Consider the following 21,857-nt stretch of genomic DNA (forward strand, 5'->3'; position numbering starts at 1 on the left):
CTGTGTTATCCGTCGAATCAACTTTGCGCGACGCGGCCGATCTGTCCGCCAAAACGTTTCAGCCCGAGGCCGGCCACCAGTGCAATCACGGCGACGCCGGTCAGAAACAATCCTGGCGCCGCCGTCGAGCCGGTCTTGTGCAATAGCTGCGTCACGAGAAGCGGCGTAATGCCCGTAAAGATCACAGTAGCAAGATTGAGCGATAACGCAATACCGCTAAAGCGTACGTTGGTCGGAAACAGATCGGCCAGCAGATAAGCGTAGGCGCCGTTGACGAGTCCGCCCACCAGGCCGATCACCACGAACGCCACGATCGGATCGATCTGATGGGCGGCGATCAGCCGGTAAAAAGGATAGCTGCCGAGCAGCATCACGAGCGAACCGAGACGATGCCAGTGCCGCGAAGCGACACGATCGCCGATCCACGCGAAGAACAGCAGCGACGCCGACATGCTCGCGATACCGATGTTCTGACCGGCGCTCGCGAGACCCGGCGAGATGTGCAACACGGTCGTCATATACGAAGGCAAGACCACGAACAAAAGACTATTCGACGCGTTCACGATACCCGCCACGCCCACGCCGATCGCCACCTGCTTCGGATACTCGGTCAGCACGATACGGAACGGCCGCTTGACCTTATGACTGCGCAAGCGCTGAAACTCCGTCGATTCTTCGAGCGACGTGCGCAGCCAGTACGACACGAGACCGATCACGCCACCGAAGATGAACGCGATGCGCCAGCCGAACGACAACACGGCTTCGGCGCTTAAACCCGCATGCAAGGCGAGACTGATGAGCGTGGCGGTCAGCACGCCCGAGTTCAGGCAGAAGATCACGAGACCGCTGACAAGACTCGCGCGTTGCGGAATTTCTTCCACTACGTACGTAATCGAGCAAGGCAATTCGCCCGCAAGAAAAAACCCTTGTGCAAGGCGCAACAGAATCAATAACACGGGTGCCATCACGCCGATGGATGCGTAGCCCGGAATCAGACCGATGCCGATAGTCGACGCCGACATGGCCAGCACGGAGACGAGAAACACGAGCCGGCGCCCGAAACGGTCGCCGAGACTGCTGAGTACGATGCCACCCAGCGGACGCGATATGTAGCCGATCGCGAACACGCCGAAGGTACTGATCAGCGAAGCAATCGGGTCCGCGGCCGGAAAGAACTGCAGTGCAATTTCACGCGCGAACACACCGTAGATGATGAAATCGTAAATCTCCAGCGAGCCGCCGAGGCTCGCGAGAATGACGGTCTTCCATCGGGTCTGGCGCGCGGGTTCGTGTGCCGCCGTTGCGAGTTCTGCTGAGGCCATCGCGTTGTCTCCATCGAATCGTTATCTTTTTCTGATTCACTGCCTGCTGCAATTCAGTCTGTTCCAGGCTATTCGACCGGAACCGGCGTCGCTGCCGGCGTGCCGGTTCGCAACGCCGCCTCGCGTCCGCCGAACGCCTCGACGAGCCGCGCCTGATCGGACTTGGCAAGCTGGTCTATGGCTTCGGGATCGAGCAGTTCACGCAAGTGCCGCTCGAACAGATCGACAATGCCGCGATATTCCGGCAGGCCCGCGAGGTCGTGCAATTCCTGCGGATCGCTGCGCAGATCGAATAGTTCGGGCTGCAAGCCGACGTAGTGATGGTATTTGTAGTCGGCATCCGCGAGCATATAGGCGGCGGTCTCCGAACCCACGGCGTGATATTCGCTGAACGCGAGACGCCGCGGTTGTTCCGGCGCATTGGCCAGTTTCGCCAGCGACTCGCCGGGACTCGCGTTGCCGGGCGCGGCGCAACCGGTACGCTCCAGAATCGTATTCTGAAGGTCGATCAGCGAAACCGGCGTTTCACATACCTTGCCTTGCGGAATGCCAGGACCCGCGACGATCATCGGCACACCGGTCGACTCGCGATACATCAGGCACTTGTTCCACATGCCGCGCTTGCCGAGGTTGTCGCCGTGATCGCTGCTGTAGATGATCGTGGTGGTTTCGTCCAGACCGCAGGCCTTTAGCGCATCGAGAATCTTGCCCACTTGGGCGTCCAGAAAGGTCACCAGCGCGAAATAACAGGCCATGGCAAGACGGCGGCGCTCGTCGCTGCCGATCGCCGCGTCGTGATCCATGTGGACGGCCTGCCGCTCCACCCACGGGTGCCGCACATAGCCGCTCGACGGATGCAGTAGCGGCAATTCCAGCGCGTTGGCATCGTACAGATCGAGAAATTCCTGCGGCACCACCAGCGGAAAATGCGGCGCGACGAGGCCGGCGAACAGCACCCAGGGCTTCGTGTCGTCACCCTGCTCGCCGAGCCATTCGACCGCCGTATCCGCCACCCGCATGTCGAAGCGGTTGTAGTTCGACAGACCTGCGCCGATCTTGTCGTAGAGCGGCGAGCGTCCCATGGTGCGCGGCAATGGATTGCGTACCGAGCCCCAGACCTGACCGATGCCGTCGAGAATATGAACGGGCAGATACTGACGACGCAAGCCGACCGGCGACTGCTCGCTTTTGTAATGGAGCTTGCCGATCGAGTCGGCCACCATGCCGTTTTCCGTCAGATACTGCGCCCAGCCCGGCGTGCTGCCTTCGTAGGCAATGGCGTTATCCCAGCAGCGGATGTCGTGCACGTAGCGCCCGGTTGCGAGGCTCGCGCGCGCCGGAACGCAGATCGGCGATGGCGTATAGGCGTTGCAAAAGCGCGTGCCGCGCGCGGCAAGCGCGTCGAGATTGGGCGTGCGGATAAAGGGGTGACCGGCGCATCCCATCAGGTCGTGCTGATGTTCGTCCGACAGAATGACCAATACGTTCGTGGCTTTCATGATGTTTTGTCAGGGCGCGCTGTGGGTGCGGCTGTCTCCTGACGCTAATGATGGTACGCACGCACATTACAAGCAATTGACATTTTGTCGAAAGCGCATAACCATGGGTTATTCGCTATAAGGAGTGTCGTGGACCCGATCGAGCGGTTTTTTCAGGCCGGACTCAAGCTCAACCACCTCAGATTGCTGATCCTGTTCGACGGCCTGGGGCAGATCCGGCTGGTCGCCGAGAAGCTGAATGTGACGCAGCCCGCGGTATCGAAGCAACTCGCCGAACTCGAAGCCGGACTCGGCGTCTCGGTCATGACGCGAGTGGGCAACCGTCTTCAGTTGACGACGGTCGGCGAGACGCTCACGAGGCACGCGCGCGAAGTGTTCCATCAGCTCGAACAGGCGCGTTATGAAGTCGACGCGCTCACCAGCGGCCTCTCCGGCAAGATCTCGGTGGGCGCGGTCGCTACCGTGTTGCCGGTGTTCGCACCCGAGTTGATACTCGAATTGAAGCGGCGCGCGCCGCACGTCAACGTTGCGTTGCAGGAGGCCACCAGCGACCGGCTTTTTCCGCTGCTCTCGAATGGCTCGCTCGATTTCGTGCTGAGCCGCACCGAGCCGGACGCGCTCGGCAGAAACGAATTTGCCTCGCGCGAGATCATGAACGATCCGATCGTGGTGGTGTGCGGGCGCGATCATCCGCTGGCGAGCCGCAGAAACATCGTCACGTCCGACGTCGCCGGTTCGCCGTGGATTCTGCCGCCCAAGGAGGCGCCGACCTACCTCGCCTTGCACGACTGGCTGGCCGAGTCGGGCCTCAGCTTCCCCGATGGCTGCGTGCAATCCATCTCCTTGCCGACCAACGAAGCCATGCTGGCAAACTACCCGTTTCTCGCGTTGATGCCGCTGGCCGTGGCGCGTAAGCGCGCCGGCCGCACGGGCCTCGCGATTCTCGCGCTGCCCGGCGCGAGCTTTCTCGAAACGGTGCGACTGTTCTATAACACCTCGTCGGTGAATCCCGTGTTGCCGGCGGCGCTCGAATGCGTCGGCGCGGTGCAGGAGTGGCTTAGCCGGTTCGCGGCCGATTGAGTGGCTAACAAGGGTTTTCACTGAGCGCCCGCGTTGTCGATTTGCCATCGCTTCGCGCGTCGTAGAGATGCGAACAGGACTATCAACTGGCTTCGATGCGGTATCCGTCGAAGCCCGGACGGAGACGTGAATGACGAAAGTAAAAGTGGCAGGATTCGGTGTCTCGCTCGACGGCTTCGCGGCGGGCACGGCGCAAAGCCTGGATCATCCGCTCGGTGTGCGAGGCGAAGAACTCTTTCAATGGTTTTTCCCCACGCAGACTTTTTGTCAGATGGTGGGGAAAGAAGGCGGCGAAACCGGCCTCGACGACTCCTTCGCCCGACGCGCCATGGAAGGTTTCGGCGCCTTCATTCTCGGCCGCAACATGTTCGGCCCCGTGCGAGGCGAGTGGCCGGACGATCAATGGAAAGGCTGGTGGGGCGACAATCCGCCGTATCACGCGCCGACCTTCGTCCTCACGCATCATCCGCGAGCGTCGATTGAGATGCAGGGCGGAACCACGTTTCACTTCATTTCGGGCGGCATCGAAGAAGCGCTGGAAAAAGCGCGCGCAGCCGCGGGCGATAAAGACATCAAGATTGGCGGCGGCGCCGAGACCGTGAGGCAAACCATTCAGGCCGGCCACGTGGACGAGATTCACCTCGCCATTGCGCCCGTTGCGCTCGGCCAGGGGGAACCGCTCTATAAGGGACTGGATCTTCGCGCACTGGGTTATCGAACTGTCGAACACGTGCCGACGGAGCGGGCCACGCATATCGTTCTGGCGAAGTAGAGTCGGCGTTTCGCTAGCGGGGCGGCTCCACTCCGTCGCCCTCCATCTTTCCGTCGAGATCGATCAACGCATTCTTCACCGCGCTATGCACGCACGCGGACGATTCAAGAAGTTCTCGAACCGTCGCGTCGGTCATTTCCTCCAGGTCGCTATCGGCAACAAAGTCCGTGGCGATTCCCCATTCGAATGCCTGTACGCCTGGAATGGGACGCGAGCGCAAAAGAATCTCGCGCATTCGTGCGCTGCCGATCAGCTTCAAAGCGTGTGACCATCCAAACGTCGCGCCGAGCGACTGATCTTTCTTGAGCGGAAATCCGTACTGGGTTGTTTCGGTGACAATCCGCAGATCGCACGCGAGCGACAGTGCGAAGCCCATTCCAAAGCAATGCCCACGATTGGCCGCGACGACCGGCTTGCCGCATCGAAGCGGCGCGTTGATGTTCCATGCCAGCCGGGACGGCGGCACATTGGCAATTTCGGTTTCGAGTTCGACGCTTCCCATATTGGAGAAGTGATCGCCGTCTGCCCTGAGAACGATCGCACGCACTCTGGGGTCGCTGTCCAGTCGCTCGAAGGCCATGCGCAATTGCTCGAATTGCCGGGGACTCAGGCAGTTGTCGGGAAGCTGAGAGAGTACGACGTCGGCGCGCGCCTGCCGTTCGTCGATCAGGACATGAAAGCCGTCTCTCCGCTCATCCAGCGAATGATGTTCAACAGGAACGTAACTCATGATCCCACGCGTCCAGCAGTCAAAGTGGTGTCGAGGCGAAGCGGCACTCGACCTGAGATAAGCGGCAATACAAATCCAGCAATCCCTATTTCATGGCGCCCTTGCACGAGAACGCGTGGCATCGATCTATCCGCTCGCGATCGGCTGACAGTTGTTTTCGTCCAGCACGAGTGGAATAGACGAGCGTGATCGAGAAGACGGCGGCAGCTACCAGATAAGTGGGAGGCACGAGGTTATTGCCCGTCCACTCTGTCAGCAGATTGATCGTGAACGGCGCCATACCGCCGAACAGCGTGACCGCCACGTTATAGGAAAGCGAGAGACCCGTTGCACCGGATCGCGAGGGAAAGAGCGTCGCGAGCATGCCGGCATGTGGGCCTGCGAGAGCCGTCTGAAAAAATCCGGCGACGAGTTGCATGCAGAGAAGCCGGGCAACCGACGGCGCTTCGACGATGAACAGAAACATCGGATAAGCGCAAAGCGCCCATGCGATCGCGACGGGAAAGAAGAGTCGATACGCGCCATAGCGATCGGCCAGCCAACCCGCCACGGGGAACAGCAGCGCATTCAACGCCTGAGAAAGTATGACGCCAAGCATGGCCGCCGCGATCGGCAGATTCAGATGCAACTCGACATACGCGGGCATATAAATGGCCCACAGATAATTCGACGCAGTCGCGATGGTGATGACACCTATCGCGCAAACGACGCTATCGGTATTCGATCTGACGAAGCTGGTCCACTGCGTCCACAGCGGTCCCTCTGCTGGAGCATGCCGACGACTTAGCTGTTCGACCCGACCGATCCGCGACGAGTTGTGCTTGAGGATCACACCAATCGGACCGATTATCGAGCCGGCCAGAAACGGCAATCGCCATCCCCAGCTTTTCAATGCATCGTCCGACAGGTGAGTGACGAGAAGATAACTGCACGTGGCGGCCAGCACAGCCGACAGCGCCTGTGCCGACATATTGAAGCTCCCGAAGAACATCTTCTTTCCGGCAGGCGCATGCTCGACGATGATCAGCGACGAAACACCGAACTGCGCGCCCACCGCAATTCCCTGAAGAATGCGCGCGACAATCATCACGATGGGCGCGGCAATGCCGATGTCTTTATAGGTTGGGCACACGCCCAGCAGTCCCGTTCCGATGCCCATCAGGATCATCAACACGGAGAGAACCCGGAAGCGGCCGAGCCGGTCCGCGTACAGCGCAAAGATGACGCCGCCCAGCGGCCTCGCCACGACGCCGATTGCGAAGGTGGCGAACGTGAGCGAGAGCCCGGCGGTTGCGTTATGTACCGGGAAGAAAACGCTGGCAATCGTTTTGGAAAGAAATATGTAAGAGAGAAAGTCGAACCATTCAAGGCTGCTGCCGACAACCGACAGGATGATCGGGCGCGCGGATACCTCGCTCGCCGGCATGTCGGCTGACGGGTTCGGCACACCTTGAACGGCCTCTCGGCGGGTTGACATGAAAACCTCTCGATGACTCCGGCTGCGGCGTCAGACGCCCCGGAATGGCTGCATTTCTCGCCTGCTCGGGTGAAATGCGATTGATCGCCGCGGCCGGAAATGCCGCGCGCGGTTGACCCCGTCATTCGCTCACTGACCAACTTTTCCCCAGATATTTAATTTCGCATATGGCGGCCAAAAAACAAGCCTTTTTTTGTTTTGCTCACGGTAAACGAAACGTTTAGTATTGGCCGAATCACTTCTCAAGTCCGCTACCCTTCTCGCGAGAAAGATTTCGATGAGCACAATCCGCTTTCTTCGTACTTTTCTTGCAGTCGAGAAATATGGCTCGATGTCGGCCGCGGCAGACCATGTGCGGCTGACACAAGCGGCCGTCGGTCAGCAGATGCGTGCGCTCGAAACCGAGCTTCGGCGTCCCCTGTTCGACCGGTCCGGACGAGGCAGCCGGATGACGGCGGCAGGCCGGGCACTCGTGCCCTACGCGCGCAAAATTGTTTCGGCATACGAAGAAATGCTCGAGACGCGCACGGAGTCATCCGAACTGACGGGAACGGTCACGGTCGGGGCCATCGTCTCCGCAACGGGTTTTTTGTGCAAAGCCGCGTTGAGTTTGAAAGAGCGGCACCCGGCACTCGAACTCAAACTGCTTCTTGGACACGACCTCGATCTGTGTGACCGCGTCAAAGCCGGTGAAGTGGACGCCGCCGTGGTGGAGCAACGGGAAAACAGCAAGGATCGGCCCGGTGTCTGGACGCCGCTCTATGTCGAGCCGCTGGTGATGATCGCCAACAGCAAGGCGGCTTCGAGAAATGCGAATGCAGAAGGATTGCTCGATTCGCAGCCGTTTATCCGATACGACCGCTCGACGGGAATCGGTCGGGAAATCGAACGTATCCTGCAGAAAATGCGTGTCAAACCAACCGAGATTCTGGAGGTCAACGCGATTGGAACGATCATGGATCTCGTCCGGCAAAACGTCGGCGTATCGATCATTCCGCAACTCAAGCACGTGGCGTGGGATCGGGAAAAGTCGCTGACAGTCTTGCCGCTGCTGGGCTCGACCTCCGGGCGCGTGATCGGAATCTATGAAAGCCTGAAGCAGCCGAAGAACGTCGCCGCGGTAAAACGTCAGCTCCTGCACGAACTGGGATGAGGCTTGCCTGGCAGCGTGAATGCACGCCGCCGGATCGGGCAGTAGAATCAAACAAGCCGCTTTGTCAGCGCAGCCTTCGCGTCTACCGCGGCCGCCGACCCGTAGTGATTCCAACGCGCCCGCTTCGCCGCGCGCGTATCTTGCACCGATGCTGCCGTGCCAGAGGGAGATCTCATGAAGGTACTTGCCGTTCATCCCAGCGGTTTGATGTACACACGGGTATTTCTGAGGCTCGAACCACTCGGCCTGGAGACGGTTGCAGCCGTGATCCGTGAGGCCGGACACGAGGTCCGGCTGCTCGACCTGCAAGTGGAATCGCATCGCGACCTCGAACGGCTGGTCCGAAAATGGCAGCCGGATGCCGTCTGTTTCTCCGGCAACTACCTCGCGAACATTCCCGAGATCATCGACCTGTCGAAGTCGATCAAAGTGCAGGCGCCGGGCTGTTTCGTGTTCGTCGGCGGACACAGCGCGTCTTTCACCGCGGCCGATATGCTCAGGCACGCCGATGGCGCAATCGACTGCATACTCAAAGGCGAAGGCGAAGCTCAGGTCGTCGCTTTACTCGATGCCGTGGCGCGCGGCTCGCAACTGCTGACCATACCGGGCGTCGTCACTGGCAATGGCGAAGGGCCGCCGCCGGGCTTTACCGAGAGTCTCGATCAGATACGTCCCGCGCGCGATCTGCTGCGGCATCGGCGCAAGTATTTCATTGGCGTGCTGGACCCTTGTGCGTCGATCGAATTCGCGCGCGGATGCCCGTGGGATTGCACCTTTTGCAGCGCATGGACTTTCTATGGCCGCAGCTATCGTTCGCGCAGTCCCGAAGTCGTGGCCGACGAACTCGCGTCGATCCGCGAACCCGGCGTCTTCATCGTCGACGATGTCGCTTTCGTGCACGCCGATCACGGCATGGCGATTGGCCGCGCCATCGAACAACGCGGCATTCACAAGAAGTACTACCTGGAAACGCGCGGCGACGTGCTGCTGCGCAATAAGGAAGTGTTCGAGTATTGGCGCAAGCTGGGACTGCAGTACATGTTCATCGGCATGGAAGCGATCGATGCCGAAGGCCTCAAGGCGTTTCGCAAGCGCATCGATCTCGACAAGAACTTCGAGGCGCTCGCCTTTGCGCGCTCGCTCGGCATTACCGTTGCAATCAATCTGATCGCCGACCCCGACTGGGACCACGATCGCTTCGAAGCAATCCGGCAGTGGTGTTTGGAGATTCCCGAGATCGTCAATATCAGCGTGAATACGCCTTATCCCGGCACCGAAATCTGGTTGCGCGAAAACCGTGAACTGACCAGTCTCGATTATCGGCTCTACGATATCCAGCACGCAGTACTGCCGACCAAACTGCCCTTGCCCGAGTTCTATCGCGAACTGGTTCGCACCCAGCAGGTGCTGAACCGTAAGCATCTCGGGTGGTCGGCCTTACGCGGGGCGGCGAGCGAAGCCGCGAGTCTGTTGATACGCGGACAGACCAACTTCGTGCGCATGCTCTGGCGCTTCAACTCGGTTTTCGATCCCAACCTGCAGTTGAGCGATCATGCGCGCGAGGTTCGCTACAAAATGACGCCGCCCGCCGCCCCTGGCCCGCAAACGAGCGCCAAGGTGCTCTACGTGCACGGACCGGCGGGACGCAAGGGCCGCAAGCTCGACGACGCGACCGAAAGTTTCGTCGACGAAACGCGCATGGGCACGAACTGATTACGCACCGGAAAGCAACGCACCCGCGTTCGGAACGATGGGTTCGAGGTTGAGACGATCGAGCATGCCTCGCGCGGTACAGACCGCAGTGGAAACCGTTCGGATGCCGAGCATGTCTTCGATGGGTTGAATCGCGGGCAGCGACGGCATCTGCACGCACGCGGACGCCACCACCACGTCCGCTCCCTTCGTATTCAGACGGCGCACATCCTCGACCAGTTTCATCGGATCGCGCAGGCCGACTTCGAGATTGTCGGCAATCTCGAAGCAGATCGAGTCGATTACTTCGATGCCTTCGTTTTCGATGTAGGAGACAACGAGGTCGGTCAATGGCCGCATGTAGGGCGCCATGAGCGAGATTCGCCGGGCGCCTAATGTCTTCAACCCTTCGATCAGTGCGCCGGCCGACGTCATGACCGGCGCGAGGCACTGGTTCGCCCGCGCGACTTCCGTGAGTTCGCGCTCGGTTTGCCGGTGATATCCGTGTCCCATCGACATGATGGCGACGAGGCAAGCCGTGCTCATGACATCCACTCGCGCGTCGGCGAGTTCGGCCGCGCAGCGAAGGCCCTGCTTGTTCATCTCCATCAACTCTTCTTTCGTTACCTTGTGCATCCTCATCCGGCTCGAATGGAAAGTGAAGCGCTCGGGCCGGATGGTTTCGCGGGCACGGAGCATCGCCGGTATTTCGGTTTCCATGGTGGTATTCGAGCTGGGCACGATTTGCCCGATGCGGAAATTCGAAGTCATATCAGTTCTCGACAAAAACAGCGCAACGCGGAATCACGGGCGAGTCAATGGATCGATGCGAACGGAGTCGTCACCGTGGCCAGGCACGCTGCACACAGTTGAATGGATGAAGTGTTTGCAGGTGCTCATCATGGCATTTGCCAAACTCAGCGAGAAGTTCCTATTCTTCAAGGTAGACATCGTCGAACGTGATGGATATAAACCTAGTCGATCGAGCCGAAATGCGTCACATCGCGACCCTTCAGGAAAAAACCGGTGAAACTGGATATCGAATCTCTCAGGATTTTCGTCGCCGTGATTGAAGAGGGCAGCATTGCCGCGGCTGCGGCTCGCACACACCTCGTTGCATCGGCTGTCAGCAAGCGCATTTCGGATCTGGAAGACGGCACGGGTACGTCGCTTCTTTACCGGCATAGTCGTGGCGTCCAACCCACTGCCGCGGGCGAAGCGCTCTATCACCACGCAAAACGACTGGGGCAATACCTCCAGCAGATTTCGGATGAGATGTCCGACTATTCCGCGGGACTGATCGGCCACGCGCGCATTTATGTGAATCTCACCGCAATGGTTCAGTACTTGCCCAATGTGCTGGGAAGTTTTTTGCGCGCCAATCCGAAGGTACAAATAGAGTTATTCGAGAAGTCGAGCGATGAAGTCGTGCGAGCGGTTGCGAGCGGCGTCGCCGATCTGGGCATCTGCTCGGCGGACGAAGAGTCGATCGGCGATTTGCAATGCCAGCATTACAGCACGGACAAACTGGTCGTCGTCGTGCCGGTGGATCATCCGTTAGCGCAAAAACAGAAAGCCGATTTCGCCGACTTTCTCGACGACGACATCGTCACGATGCCCTACGGGAGTTCGATCTCGAAGCTATGTCGCACAGCGGCCGAGCAGGCCGGCAAACGACTTCGCGTGCGGGTCGAAGTCACCAGCTTCGAAGTGATACGCAACATGGTGAGCGCGGGTCTCGGCATTGGCGTGCTTCCCCACGACAGCGTGAAACCCTACGTACTATCGGAGTCGTTTCGCGTCATCGAACTCAACGACGCGTGGTCGTTCCGTCCGCTGGTTATCGTGTCGCGCAATTTCGAGTTGTTGCCGGTGCCGGCGCGTATGCTGGTCGACCATATCAGGACGTATAGCGCGGACGGTTCGGCGTGATGGGTCGCGGCGGCGACATATGCGCCGCGCTTGTTGTTGTGGTGGTGGTGCATTGAAAACACCACGAAACGCTCGTGGCGGAAGGCAGCCGGAGTCGAACCGACCTGAGAACGTCTGACGCCCTCAACTGGGTTTGAAGCCCAGCCGCACCACCGGATACGAATGCCTTCCTACGGTGATTGCACTACCTGAATCGGGACGTTGCGAAACGCTCAAAGCCCTTCAATCCAGCGACTATCCGCGCGCACGAGGTGTACGTCACGGTGAAAGCGAGTATAACCAACCCGGTCGAAAAACTCTAAGACCTGGATAGCGCGTTTGCGCCCGAGCCCGGTTCTGTCGCGAAACGGCGCGGCGGCGACGGTGCCGCCGCTGTTCTGCGCTTCGTCGCCGGCAATCGTCGCCAGTTCGCGTATCGATTCGCGATGGTAGAAAAGATCGCGCACTACCTGAAACAGTTCGCCCTGCCGCGAGAGTTTGCGCAGCAGTTGCCGCACGCGGTCTTCGGCCAGTGCGTGTTTCGTGGCCAGATCGCGCACCCACGGCGGATCGAACCGCCCCGCTTTCAACTCAGGCAATAACACCTCGGCGAGAGCGCGCTCGGTGTCGTCGAGCGTGACGGCGTGGTCGGGGAGATGCAGCCACGATCCGTGTCTGACCAGTTCGCCACGCGCCGCCGCATCGTCGACCAGGGCGCGCCACAACGATTCGTCCGCCAGCGGCGCAGTCATGCGCCGCAAACGCGACACGTCGGGACCGATTTCGTCCGGCGAGCGTTCATGAAATTGCCGCAGCGTGGCGACGAGTTTCGCGGACAACGCGCGCCACGAGGCATCGGCGATCAGCAAAGCCTCGTGGCCCTGACCGGCGAGTTCTACCACGTGCGTGTCCGGCGGCAAGTCGAGCGCTTCGGCGCGCAGGCCCGTCAGCCGTTCCAGAAGCAGGCGCGACAAACCGTTCGGCGCGCGAGCCAGCATGGCGTCGAACGAGCCGGTGTCGAGCATGACCTGAATCGCGTCCAGCCAGGCCAGCCGTTCAAGCGAGCGACGCTTGCGCGACGGCGCGAACGGATCGAGCACATGACCGCCGCCGATCGTGCGGTTCGCCTGCGCATTGCGGACCACGAAACGATCGCCCGGCGCCGCGCACATCGGCCGTTCGAACACGAGTTGCACGCGAGCTTGCTGGCCGGCGCCGAGCGTGTCGCCGTCGAGCAGCGCGGCATGCGCGACCTGATGCTGCGTGCCGAGATGCACATGCAAGGGCGTCCAATGTTCCACGGCGGCGTTTGCGCCCGGCAACAGCGTCAGCATGACGTCGATGCGTTCGGATGCCTGCGAGAGGCGCGGGTCGACAATCCAGTCGCCGCGCTCGATCGCGCTCTTTTCGATGCCCGCGAGGTTCAATGCGCAGCGCTCGCCCGCGCGTCCGCTCTGCGCCGCGCGATTCTGCGCGTGAATGCTACGCACCCGCACCGGCACGTTTTTCGGCGCCAGCAACATCGTGTCGCCGACGTTCACCCGCCCCGCCACCACCGTGCCGGTGACGATGGTGCCCTGACCCGCCAGCGTGAAAACGCGGTCTACGGCGAGGCGAAAGAGGCCGTCGTCGCGCCGCATGTGCCACGCCTGCGCCGCCGCGTGCAGATGTGCCTTCAAGGCGGCGACGCCAGGATCGTCCGCGTGTATCGAGCAGGTGTCGAACACGGGCGCATCGTGCAGCACACTGCCGCCGAGGAAGGCCGCGATTTCGGCATGCACGTCGTGCAGACGCTGCGCGTCCACGCGATCGGTCTTGGTCAGCGCGATCGCGCCGCGCGTGATGCCGAGCAGTTCGATGATCGCCAGATGTTCGCGCGTTTGCGGCATGACGCCGTCGTCGGCGGCGATCACGAGCAGCGCGAAGTCGATGCCGCTCGCGCCGGCGGTCATGGTGTGCACGAGTTTTTCGTGGCCCGGCACGTCGATTAGCCCGAGCACGTCGCCGTTATCGAGCGGCACATAGGCGTAACCCAGCTCGATCGAAATGCCGCGCGCTTTTTCTTCCTTGAGACGATCGGTGTCGACGCCTGAGAGCGCCTTCACCAGGCTCGTTTTACCGTGGTCGATATGACCCGCCGTGCCGACGATCATGCGCGCGCGCCCTTCGAGCCGTCATCCGGATGCGCAGCCGCTTCGGCAGTGAGTTGCTGGATCAGTTGCGCTTCGTCGGCCGCTTCGAGGCAGCGCAGATCGAGACGTAGCGCGTCGTCGGCGATACGGCCGATCACCGGACGCGCCAGTTCGCGCAGCCGCTTTTCGAGCGCGAGCAATTGACGGCCGCCGCGTTTGCCGTCGGCGGTTCTGACGACGAGCCCGTAGCTCGGCAAGGTGTCGACCGGTAATGCGCCGCTGCCGATCTGGCTGAACATGGGTTCGGCGCTGACCTCGTAACGCGCGCCGATGGCGCTCTGCAGGACCGGCAGCACGCGTTCGGCGGCCGCCTGCATGTCGGCCATGGGGCGCGTCAGCAGACGCAAGGTGGTGAGACGCTCGGCGAGCCGCTCCGGCGCGCGGTACATCTGCAGCACGGGCTCGAGCGCGGCCAGCGTCAGCTTGCCGACCCGCAGCGCGCGTTTGAGCGGATGCTTCTTGATCTTCGCGATCAGATCGCGCCGCCCGACGATCAGGCCCGCCTGCGGGCCGCCCAGCAGTTTGTCGCCGCTGAACGTGACCAGGTCGGCGCCGGCTTCGATGGTTTCGCGCACGGTGGTTTCGCGCGGCAGGCCCCATTGCGTGAGATCGACCAATGTACCGCTGCCGAGATCCACGGCGACCGCCAGGCCGCGCACATGCGCGAGCGGTGCGATTTCGCCCACGCCGACTTCTTTCGTGAAGCCGTTGATGGCGTAGTTGCTCGCGTGGACTTTCATCAGCAACGCCGTGTTCGGGCCGATCGCTTCGTCGTAGTCTTTCAGATGCGTGCGATTGGTGGTGCCGACTTCGCGCAGCTTCGCGCCGGCGCGGCTCATGATGTCGGGAATGCGAAACGCGCCGCCGATTTCCACCAGTTCGCCGCGCGAGACGATCACCTCTTTTTTCGACGCCAGCGCCGACAAGGTGAGCAGCACCGCAGCCGCGTTGTTGTTGACCACGGTGGCAGCTTCGGCGCCCGTCAATTCGCAGATGAGTTCGTCGATCAGATCGTCGCGGTCGCCGCGTTTGCCGGTGTCGAGATCGAATTCGAGGTTGGCCGGTTGCGTGAGCGCCTGCATCACGGCTCGAACCGCTTCGTCGGGCAGCAGCGCGCGGCCCAGATTGGTGTGAAGCACGGTGCCGGTGAGATTGAAGACGCTGCGCAAGCGCGCCTGGTTGCGCTGCCGCAATGCCGCGTCCACGTTTGCGTGAAGCTGCGCCGTGTCGAGCGCGCTGACGGAGGCCGCGCCTGCCTGCGCGTGACCGCGCCAGTCGTCGAGCGCGCGGCGCAGCGCTGCCAGCACCTGCGTACGGCCGAATTCGCCGATCAGCGTCGCGAACTCCGTGGACGCCATCACTTTCTCGACCGAAGGCACACGCGCCATGAGGGCCCGCAATTCGGCGCCGGTTACATCGCTCACTAGACGATTTCCTGTGTTAATCGCACTGGGTTGCCGCTTTTGGGTGACGCTTTTGGGTGACGCTTTTGGGTGACGCTTTTGGCCGACGCTTCTGGCCACCGTTAGCCGGTGTGGCCGGATGCGTCCGGGTCCGCTTCGGCCTGATCAGCTTGCTCGGGCCACAACCACGGATGCGGCGACGCGCGCCGGTAACCCTCCGCGCCCATCAGCAGGTCGAGGGTGAGGCTGGCGAGATCGTCCGCGAACGGTTCGAAATCGTAGTCTTTCGACTGGATGCCGATCTTGCGATAAGTATGGCATTCGTCGCAGGATTCCGCCTTGAGGGGTGCCTTTTTAGACTCGGCTTCGCGCGTGGCGGCGTCGGCGTCGGGCGAGCCGAGCGCGTGATAGGCGATGCCCTTGGTCGAATCGCAATTCGAGCATTTCGAGCGCACCATATGCCATTCGGTCGCGCACAGCCCGCATTGAAGGTAGCGGTAGTTGTCGTACTGGCCGCCCACGCGCACCATGCTCGCGACAGGATGCGAGCCGCACACGGGGCACAGCCCGAGCGTTTCAATGTACGGCACTTCGCGTTTGTCGATGTCGGCCGCGAGGTCGGTCCACACCACCTGAAGCGCGGCGTTGATGAACGGCGCGGTGGCCGGATCGACCTCCGCGAAACGCTGCGCGAAGATGGCGTCGGCCTGGGCGTCGAGCGTGGCGGCGTCCATGTCACGCAGACGGGCGAACAGCGCTTCGAGCGGCGGTGTAAGCGGCCCGGCGGCTTGCACCTTGTCGAGCAATTGCAGCAGAACGGCGTGCCATGCCGGGTCGCGCGCGCCGGAGAGCGCGGGAATCAGCGGCATGGAGTGGCGTTGCGCACTGGCGATCAGTTCGGCGCTCGGCGGCTGCGCCTTGAATCCGCCCATCATCATGGCCTGCTGCGCGTCGGCGAGCACGGCCATCAGCCGGAGATAGCCGGCAATCGGATTGCTGAGCGCCGCAAGCTGGCGCAGACGCGCGGCGCGCGCCGAAAAAACCGCCAGGCGCTCGGGCGTGCGGATACGGGGAATCGCTGTCTGGTCGAGCGCTTCGATGTCGCCGGCTTCGAGAATACGTTGAGCCAAAGTAGCCACCTCTAAAAACTGAAGGGCCGCCGCAGTGTGCCTGAAACGGCTGCGGCGGCCCGGTGCAAGATGCGGCAATTCACGCCGCCTGCCATGCTACTTGCCGATAATTTCCTTGAACCAGTTCGGATGATGCTTTCTGGCCCAGCCGTAGGTGACGGTGCCGCGCGTCATCGCCCCGATCGAACCCTTGATCCACAACGCCGCATAGATATGCACGACGATGCCGACGATCAGCACGAACGCCGCAGCCGCATGAACGACCGCCGCCAGCCGGATGATCTCGATCGGAAAGTAAAACGAAAAGTAGCGCCGCCAGATCACGATGCCGCTTGCCAGCAACAGCAGCAGGCAGATCACCATGGTGAAAAATAGCAGCTTTTGGCCGGCGTTGTATTTACCTATGGCCGGGAGTCGCTCTTCGCGGTTGTTGAGCACGTCGCCAATCTGCTTCATCCACTGGATGTCGGCGCGGTCCAGATAGTTGTGATGCCAGAAACGCAGCGCAAGAATCAGGAACGAAATGAACATGACGCAGCCGACGAACGGATGCAGTATCCGCGTCCACTGACCACCGCCGAAAATGGCATAAAGCCACGACATGGCCGGATGAAACATGGCCAGGCCGGACAGCGCCAGCAGCACGAAGGTGATCGCCGTGATCCAGTGGTTGGTGCGCTCGTTGGGCGTGTAGCGCTGGATCAGGCCATTGCCCTTCACGTCCCTGAGCACGCCGTGCTCATGAGCGTGCCCGTCGAAACGATCGTCAGTGTGTTTCATCGGATGCCTCCCGCGAACGGCGTGCTTCTTCGGCTTCGTGCTGTGCCTCGGCTTCTTCCGCCTCCGTCACCTCATTCGGACCGACACGCGTGTAATGGAAGAAGCCTGCAATGGCCGCGAACGCGATGCCCGCCAGCGCCAGCGGTTTGGCGAGCCCCTTCCAGATCGCCACCATCGCGCTGATCTTCGGATTCTGCGGCAGGCCGTGGTACAGGTTGGCCTTGTCGGCGTGATGCAGCACGTACATCACGTGTGTGCCGCCCACACCCGCAGGATCGTACAGACCGGCGTTCTGATAGCCGCGCTCCTTCAGATCTTCGACGCGATCCGCCGCCTGCTGCTTCATGTCCTCCTTGGTGCCGAACATGATGGCGCCGGTGGGACAGGTTTTCACGCAGGCCGGCTCCTGACCGACGGCCACGCGATCCGAGCACAGCGTGCACTTGTACGCGCGGTTGTCCTGCTTCGAAATGCGCGGCACGTTGAACGGGCAACCCGTCACGCAGTAGCCGCAGCCGATGCATTTTTCCTCGTGAAAATCGACGATGCCGTTGGTGTACTGCACGATCGCGCCCGGCGACGGACAGGCCTTCAGGCAGCCGGGATCTTCGCAATGCATGCAGCCGTCTTTGCGGATCAGCCATTCGAGATCGCCTTCCGTGTTCTCGTACTCCGAGAAACGCATGACGGTCCACGAATGTTCGGACAGATCGCGGGGATTGTCGTAAATGCCCGTGGTCGTGCCGATCTCGTCGCGCAGGTCGTTCCACTCCATGCAGGCCGTCTGACACGCCTTGCAGCCGATGCATTTCGACACGTCGATCAGCTTCGCGACCGTGCCGGTGACCGGCTCGCGCACTTGCGGTTCAGGCAAGGTCGTGGCCGAGAGGCGTTTGATATCCAGTGATTGCAGTGCCATCTCTTTTCCTTATGCCTTTTCGACCTTGACGAGGAACGACTTGAATTCCGGTGTCTGCGAATTCCCGTCGCCCACGGAGGGCGTTAGCGTATTGACGAGATAGCCCGGCTTGGCGAGCCCCTTGAAACCCCAATGCAGCGGCAAACCGACCGTTTGCACTTTCTTGCCTTCGATCATCAGCGGCTTGATGCGCTTGGTGACGAGCGCCACCGCGACGATGTGCCCGCGATTGGACGACACCTTCACCCGGTCGCCCGCTACCACGCCGACTTCCTTCGCGAGGTCTTCGCCGATCTCCACGAACTGTTGCGGCTGCACGATCGCGTTCAGACGCGCGTGCTTGGTCCAGTAGTGGAAATGCTCGGTCAGACGATACGTGGTTGCCGTGTGCGGGAAATTTTCGTGCGTGCCGAACGCGGCGCGGTCGTCCGGGAACACGCGCGCGGCCGGACTGCTGACCACCGCCTTGTTGTCCGGGTGCATGGGGTTGTAACCGAGCGGCGTTTCGAACGGTTCGTAATGCTCGGGGAAGGGCCCTTCCACCAGACCGTCGCGCGAGAAGAAGCGCGCTACGCCCTCCGCATTCATGATGAACGGATTCATGCCGTTTTCAGGCGGCTCGTCGATCTTGAAGTCGGGAACATCCGGCCCGCTCCATGTCTTGCCGTTCCATGCGATCAGCTTGCGCGTGGGATCGAACGGTTTGCCGGACACGTCGCACGACGCGCGGTTGTACAGAATGCGACGGTTGGCCGGCCATGCCCACGCCCAGTTCAGCGTGTTGCCGATGCCGGTCGGGTCGGAGTTGTCGCGGCGGCCCATCTGGTTGCCCGCCTGGGTCCACGACCCGCAGAAAATCCAGCAGCCGCTTGCCGTGCTGCCGTCGTCGCGGAGTTGCGCGAAACTCGCCAGCTGCTCGCCTTTCTTCGCCAGCACTTTGGTTTTGTCGGTCGGGTCAGTGACGTCGGCGAGCGCCTTGCCGTTGAACTCCATGGCGAGTTCTTCCGGCGTGGGGCTTTCCGGGTTGGCGTACGGCCAGCTCATGTTCAGAATCGGATCGGGATATTTGCCGCCGTTTTCCTTATAGGCCTTGCGCATGCGCAGCCACAAGCCCGACATGATTTCCAGGTCGCTGCGCGCTTCGCCCGGACCGTCCGCGCCTTGCCAGTGCCATTGCAGCACGCGGCTCGAACTGACGAGCGAACCGCGTTCTTCCGCGAAGCAGGTGGTGGGCAGACGGAAGACTTCCGTTTGAATCTTCGACGGATCGACGTCGTTGAACTCGCCGAAGTTTTTCCAGAACTCGGAGGTTTCGGTGGCGAGCGGGTCCATGACGACGAGCCACTTGAGCTTGGCCAGACCCGCGCCGATCTTCGCCTTGTTGGGCGCCGCGGCGAGCGGATTGAAACCCTGCGCGAGGTAGCCGTTCATCTTGCCTTGAGCCATCAGCTCGAAGACCTGCAGCATGTCGTAGGACTTGTCGAGCTTGGGCAGATAGTCGAAGCCGAAATTGTTCTCGGCCGTTGCGTTATCGCCCCACCACGACTTCATGAAGCTGACATGGAACGCCCGATAGTTGCGCCAGTAGCTCAACTGGTTGGGCCGCAACGGCTGGCTCGCGCGCTTCTTGATGTACCCGTCGAAATCCTGCTCGGCTTCCATCGGCAAGGTCATGTAGCCCGGCAGCAGATTCGACATCAGGCCGAGGTCGGTCAAGCCCTGAATGTTCGAGTGCCCGCGCAGCGCGTTCATACCGCCGCCCGCGATGCCGATGTTGCCCAACAGCAATTGCACCATCGCGCCGGTGCGGATGATCTGCGCGCCGATGGAGTGGTGCGTCCAGCCGAGCGCATACAGGATCGTGCCGGCGCGTCCGGGCACGGCCGTCGATGCCAGCATCTCGCAGACCTTGAGGAATTTTTCCTTCGGCGTGCCACATACTTTCTCGACCTGCTCGGGCGTATAGCGCGAGTAGTGCTGCTTCATCAGCTGGTAGACGCAGCGCGGATGTTGCAAGGTCGGATCGATTTTCGCGTAGCCGTCGTCGCCGCGCTCGTAGTCCCACGTGCTTTTGTCGTAGCTGCGTTTATCGGCGTCGTAGCCGGAATACAGGCCATCGGTGAACGAAAAATCTTCGCGCACGATAAACGGCATGTCCGTGTAATTGCGGACGTACTCGTGCTGGATCTTGTCGTTGGTGAGCAGATAGTTGATCACGCCGCCAAGGAACACGATGTCCGAGCCGGTACGAATCTGCGCGTAATAGTCTGCCACCGAGGCCGTGCGCGTAAAGCGCGGGTCGACCACGATCAGCCTTGCCTTGCGATGCGCCTTGGCTTCGGTGACCCACTTGAAACCGCACGGGTGCGCCTCGGCCGCATTGCCGCCCATCACGAGAATCACATCCGCGTTTCTGATGTCGACCCAATGGTTCGTCATCGCTCCACGGCCAAACGTCGGGGCAAGACCTGCCACCGTCGGACCATGTCAAACACGTGCCTGATTGTCGAATGCGAGCATGCCAAGACTGCGTGCGGTCTTGTGCGTCAGATACCCTACTTCGTTGCTACCGGCCGATGCTGCGAGCATGCCGGTGGTCAGCCATCGGTTGACCTTCTTGCCGTCCGGCGTGGTCTCGACGAAGTTCGCGTCGCGGTCTTCCTTCATCAGCTTCGCGATGCGGTCGAGCGCGTCTTCCCACGAAATGCGCGTCCACTCGTTAGACCCGGCCGCGCGGTACTCGGGATACTTCAGGCGGCTCGGACTATGGATGAAGTCGATCAGGCTCGCGCCCTTCGGGCATAGCGTGCCGCGATTGACCGGATGGTCGGGATCGCCTTCGATGTGGATGATGCTGGCTTTTGCGTTTTTGGCGTTGTCGCCAAGGCCGTACATCAGGATGCCGCAACCGACCGAACAGTACGGACAGGTGTTGCGGGTTTCAGTGGTACGCGACAGTTTGTACTGACGAACTTCCGCTAACGCGGGTGTCGGGGAGAAGCCCATGAGGGCGAGACTCGATCCGGCAAGCGTGGTGGCGGAAACCTTCAGGAATTGTCGCCGGGACATGTGGGGCATGTTTTGGCCTCGGCTCTTTATGGGGTACTAGTCATGATTATAGAGGCCACTATGAAGTCATGCAGCGCAAACCTGCACCTAATTTGACACGCCAAATATGAAATTGCATTGCCGGTTTTGATTGGCTAGCGGGCACTCTTTCTGCTCACCTGTCCGATAGATGGCAAACATGTCAAACGCTCGATCGAACCCACTCACCCCTTACCTCGGACGCGTTTCAATCCTATGACTCAATCTGAATTCGCTATCGTTCGAACTGCAAATTGTTACGATGCAGCAAGCCGTCCCTTAGGTCCCGCCTACAGCCGGTTCGCCGCGCTCGCGGTGACCGCGGCCGCGCTTTGCGGTGTGAGCCCCGACAGCGAAGCGCAAATCCCGCAAGGGAATGGTTCGTCGCAGCAGGACAAGCGCACGTCGTCGGCTGGCGCCGCGCAGGAAGGCTCGGCGCCCGTGCTGCACGAATCGTTCAAACCGCAAACCAAAGATGGCGGCACGGCGAACGCACGCGGCAAGACCGCCGGCAAAGGTCATAAGACCGAAGGCGCGGGCGGCTTCGAAAACGGGCTTTACGGCACGGGCGCGGGCAGCAACAAATGAACTGCCGGCAGGGTTGATAGCGGAGTTGGTACCGGCTTGGGTCATCCGCGCTGACCCAAAAGCGAGCCCGGCACCCGGCGCGCGAGCCGAACAACCCGCATAATGCGGTCATTCGAAGCCTC

The 21,857-nt window shown here is 61.3% G+C and carries 17 protein-coding genes and 1 tRNA gene; 6 read left to right on the forward strand and 12 right to left on the reverse strand.

All coding sequences use genetic code 11. The features are described from left to right. Positions 1 to 17 precede the first annotated feature (17 nt). Together P3T18_RS21860 and P3T18_RS21865 are read right to left on the reverse strand one after the other, a co-directional pair. Positions 18 to 1,322 carry an MFS transporter gene (locus P3T18_RS21860; protein ID WP_429302051.1) on the reverse strand — a complete coding sequence of 435 codons (1,305 nt, stop codon included), beginning with the start codon at positions 1,320 to 1,322 and terminating at the stop codon, positions 18 to 20. Positions 1,323 to 1,390: 68 nt separating this feature from the next. Next, the gene (locus tag P3T18_RS21865; protein WP_429302052.1) at positions 1,391 to 2,821 is read right to left on the reverse strand and encodes a sulfatase-like hydrolase/transferase; all 1,431 of its coding nucleotides are present in this window, start codon (positions 2,819 to 2,821) and stop codon (positions 1,391 to 1,393) included. A gap of 129 nt (positions 2,822 to 2,950) precedes the next feature. Here P3T18_RS21865 and P3T18_RS21870 point away from each other — a divergent pair, with 129 nt between their 5' ends. Beyond that, entirely contained in the window at positions 2,951 to 3,901 is a 951-nt protein-coding gene (locus P3T18_RS21870) for a LysR family transcriptional regulator (protein WP_429302053.1), read from the forward strand. A gap of 130 nt (positions 3,902 to 4,031) precedes the next feature. Further along, positions 4,032 to 4,673, forward strand: a complete 642-nt coding sequence (locus P3T18_RS21875; RefSeq protein WP_429302054.1) for a dihydrofolate reductase family protein — start codon at positions 4,032 to 4,034, stop codon at positions 4,671 to 4,673. A gap of 13 nt (positions 4,674 to 4,686) precedes the next feature. Here the strand turns inward: P3T18_RS21875 and P3T18_RS21880 are convergent, their stop codons facing one another. After that, positions 4,687 to 5,403, reverse strand: coding sequence for an enoyl-CoA hydratase/isomerase family protein (locus tag P3T18_RS21880; RefSeq protein ID WP_429302055.1), 717 nt, complete (start codon positions 5,401 to 5,403; stop codon positions 4,687 to 4,689). A gap of 85 nt (positions 5,404 to 5,488) precedes the next feature. Then, the gene (locus tag P3T18_RS21885; protein ID WP_429302056.1) at positions 5,489 to 6,880 is read right to left on the reverse strand and encodes an MFS transporter; all 1,392 of its coding nucleotides are present in this window, start codon (positions 6,878 to 6,880) and stop codon (positions 5,489 to 5,491) included. 277 nt (positions 6,881 to 7,157) lie between these two features. On the opposite strand from P3T18_RS21885, the gene P3T18_RS21890 reads away from it, so the two are divergent. Beyond that, on the forward strand, positions 7,158 to 8,033 hold the full coding sequence (locus P3T18_RS21890; protein WP_429302057.1) for a LysR family transcriptional regulator: 876 nt from the start codon (positions 7,158 to 7,160) through the stop codon (positions 8,031 to 8,033). Between the two features lie 174 nt (positions 8,034 to 8,207). Then, complete coding sequence (gene hpnR, locus P3T18_RS21895; protein ID WP_429302058.1) at positions 8,208 to 9,746, forward strand: hopanoid C-3 methylase HpnR; 1,539 nt, start codon at positions 8,208 to 8,210, stop codon at positions 9,744 to 9,746. Here hpnR and P3T18_RS21900 read toward each other — a convergent pair whose 3' ends face one another. Beyond that, positions 9,747 to 10,445: a maleate cis-trans isomerase family protein gene (locus P3T18_RS21900; RefSeq protein ID WP_429302093.1), complete on the reverse strand. Its 699-nt coding sequence runs from the start codon at positions 10,443 to 10,445 to the stop codon at positions 9,747 to 9,749. It lies immediately after the preceding gene. 306 nt (positions 10,446 to 10,751) lie between these two features. Here P3T18_RS21900 and P3T18_RS21905 point away from each other — a divergent pair, with 306 nt between their 5' ends. Beyond that, complete coding sequence (locus tag P3T18_RS21905) at positions 10,752 to 11,657, forward strand: LysR family transcriptional regulator (protein WP_429302059.1); 906 nt, start codon at positions 10,752 to 10,754, stop codon at positions 11,655 to 11,657. A gap of 75 nt (positions 11,658 to 11,732) precedes the next feature. On the opposite strand, the gene P3T18_RS21910 is transcribed toward P3T18_RS21905, so the two are convergent. From P3T18_RS21910 to fdnG, 7 genes are all read right to left on the reverse strand, one after another. Next, positions 11,733 to 11,828: transfer RNA gene (locus P3T18_RS21910), tRNA-Sec, on the reverse strand. Positions 11,829 to 11,869: 41 nt separating this feature from the next. Continuing rightward, on the reverse strand, positions 11,870 to 13,789 hold the full coding sequence (gene selB, locus P3T18_RS21915) for a selenocysteine-specific translation elongation factor (RefSeq protein ID WP_429302060.1): 1,920 nt from the start codon (positions 13,787 to 13,789) through the stop codon (positions 11,870 to 11,872). Then, positions 13,786 to 15,252, reverse strand: a complete 1,467-nt coding sequence (gene selA / locus P3T18_RS21920; protein ID WP_429302061.1) for an L-seryl-tRNA(Sec) selenium transferase — start codon at positions 15,250 to 15,252, stop codon at positions 13,786 to 13,788. Before selA ends, selB begins: the two co-directional genes overlap by 4 nt. Before the next feature lie 101 nt (positions 15,253 to 15,353). Further along, on the reverse strand, positions 15,354 to 16,361 hold the full coding sequence (gene fdhE / locus P3T18_RS21925) for a formate dehydrogenase accessory protein FdhE (protein WP_429302062.1): 1,008 nt from the start codon (positions 16,359 to 16,361) through the stop codon (positions 15,354 to 15,356). A gap of 96 nt (positions 16,362 to 16,457) precedes the next feature. After that, positions 16,458 to 17,141 carry a formate dehydrogenase subunit gamma gene (locus tag P3T18_RS21930; RefSeq protein ID WP_429302063.1) on the reverse strand — a complete coding sequence of 228 codons (684 nt, stop codon included), beginning with the start codon at positions 17,139 to 17,141 and terminating at the stop codon, positions 16,458 to 16,460. Further along, positions 17,128 to 18,060 (reverse strand): formate dehydrogenase subunit beta, encoded by a 933-nt coding sequence (gene fdxH, locus P3T18_RS21935; RefSeq protein ID WP_429302064.1) that lies wholly within the window; start codon positions 18,058 to 18,060, stop codon positions 17,128 to 17,130. The genes P3T18_RS21930 and fdxH overlap by 14 nt, the downstream gene beginning before the upstream one ends. Before the next feature lie 9 nt (positions 18,061 to 18,069). Beyond that, positions 18,070 to 21,138, reverse strand: coding sequence for a formate dehydrogenase-N subunit alpha (fdnG, locus tag P3T18_RS21940; RefSeq protein ID WP_429302065.1), 3,069 nt, complete (start codon positions 21,136 to 21,138; stop codon positions 18,070 to 18,072). Positions 21,139 to 21,486: 348 nt separating this feature from the next. Between fdnG and P3T18_RS21945 the strand changes: the two genes are divergently transcribed. Continuing rightward, on the forward strand, positions 21,487 to 21,735 hold the full coding sequence (locus P3T18_RS21945) for a beta-xylosidase (RefSeq protein WP_429302066.1): 249 nt from the start codon (positions 21,487 to 21,489) through the stop codon (positions 21,733 to 21,735). The last annotated feature ends 122 nt before the right edge of the window (positions 21,736 to 21,857 follow it).

Origin of the sequence: Paraburkholderia sp. GAS199 (assembly GCF_050436585.1) — a bacterium.
In the GTDB taxonomy this organism is placed as follows: domain Bacteria; phylum Pseudomonadota; class Gammaproteobacteria; order Burkholderiales; family Burkholderiaceae; genus Paraburkholderia.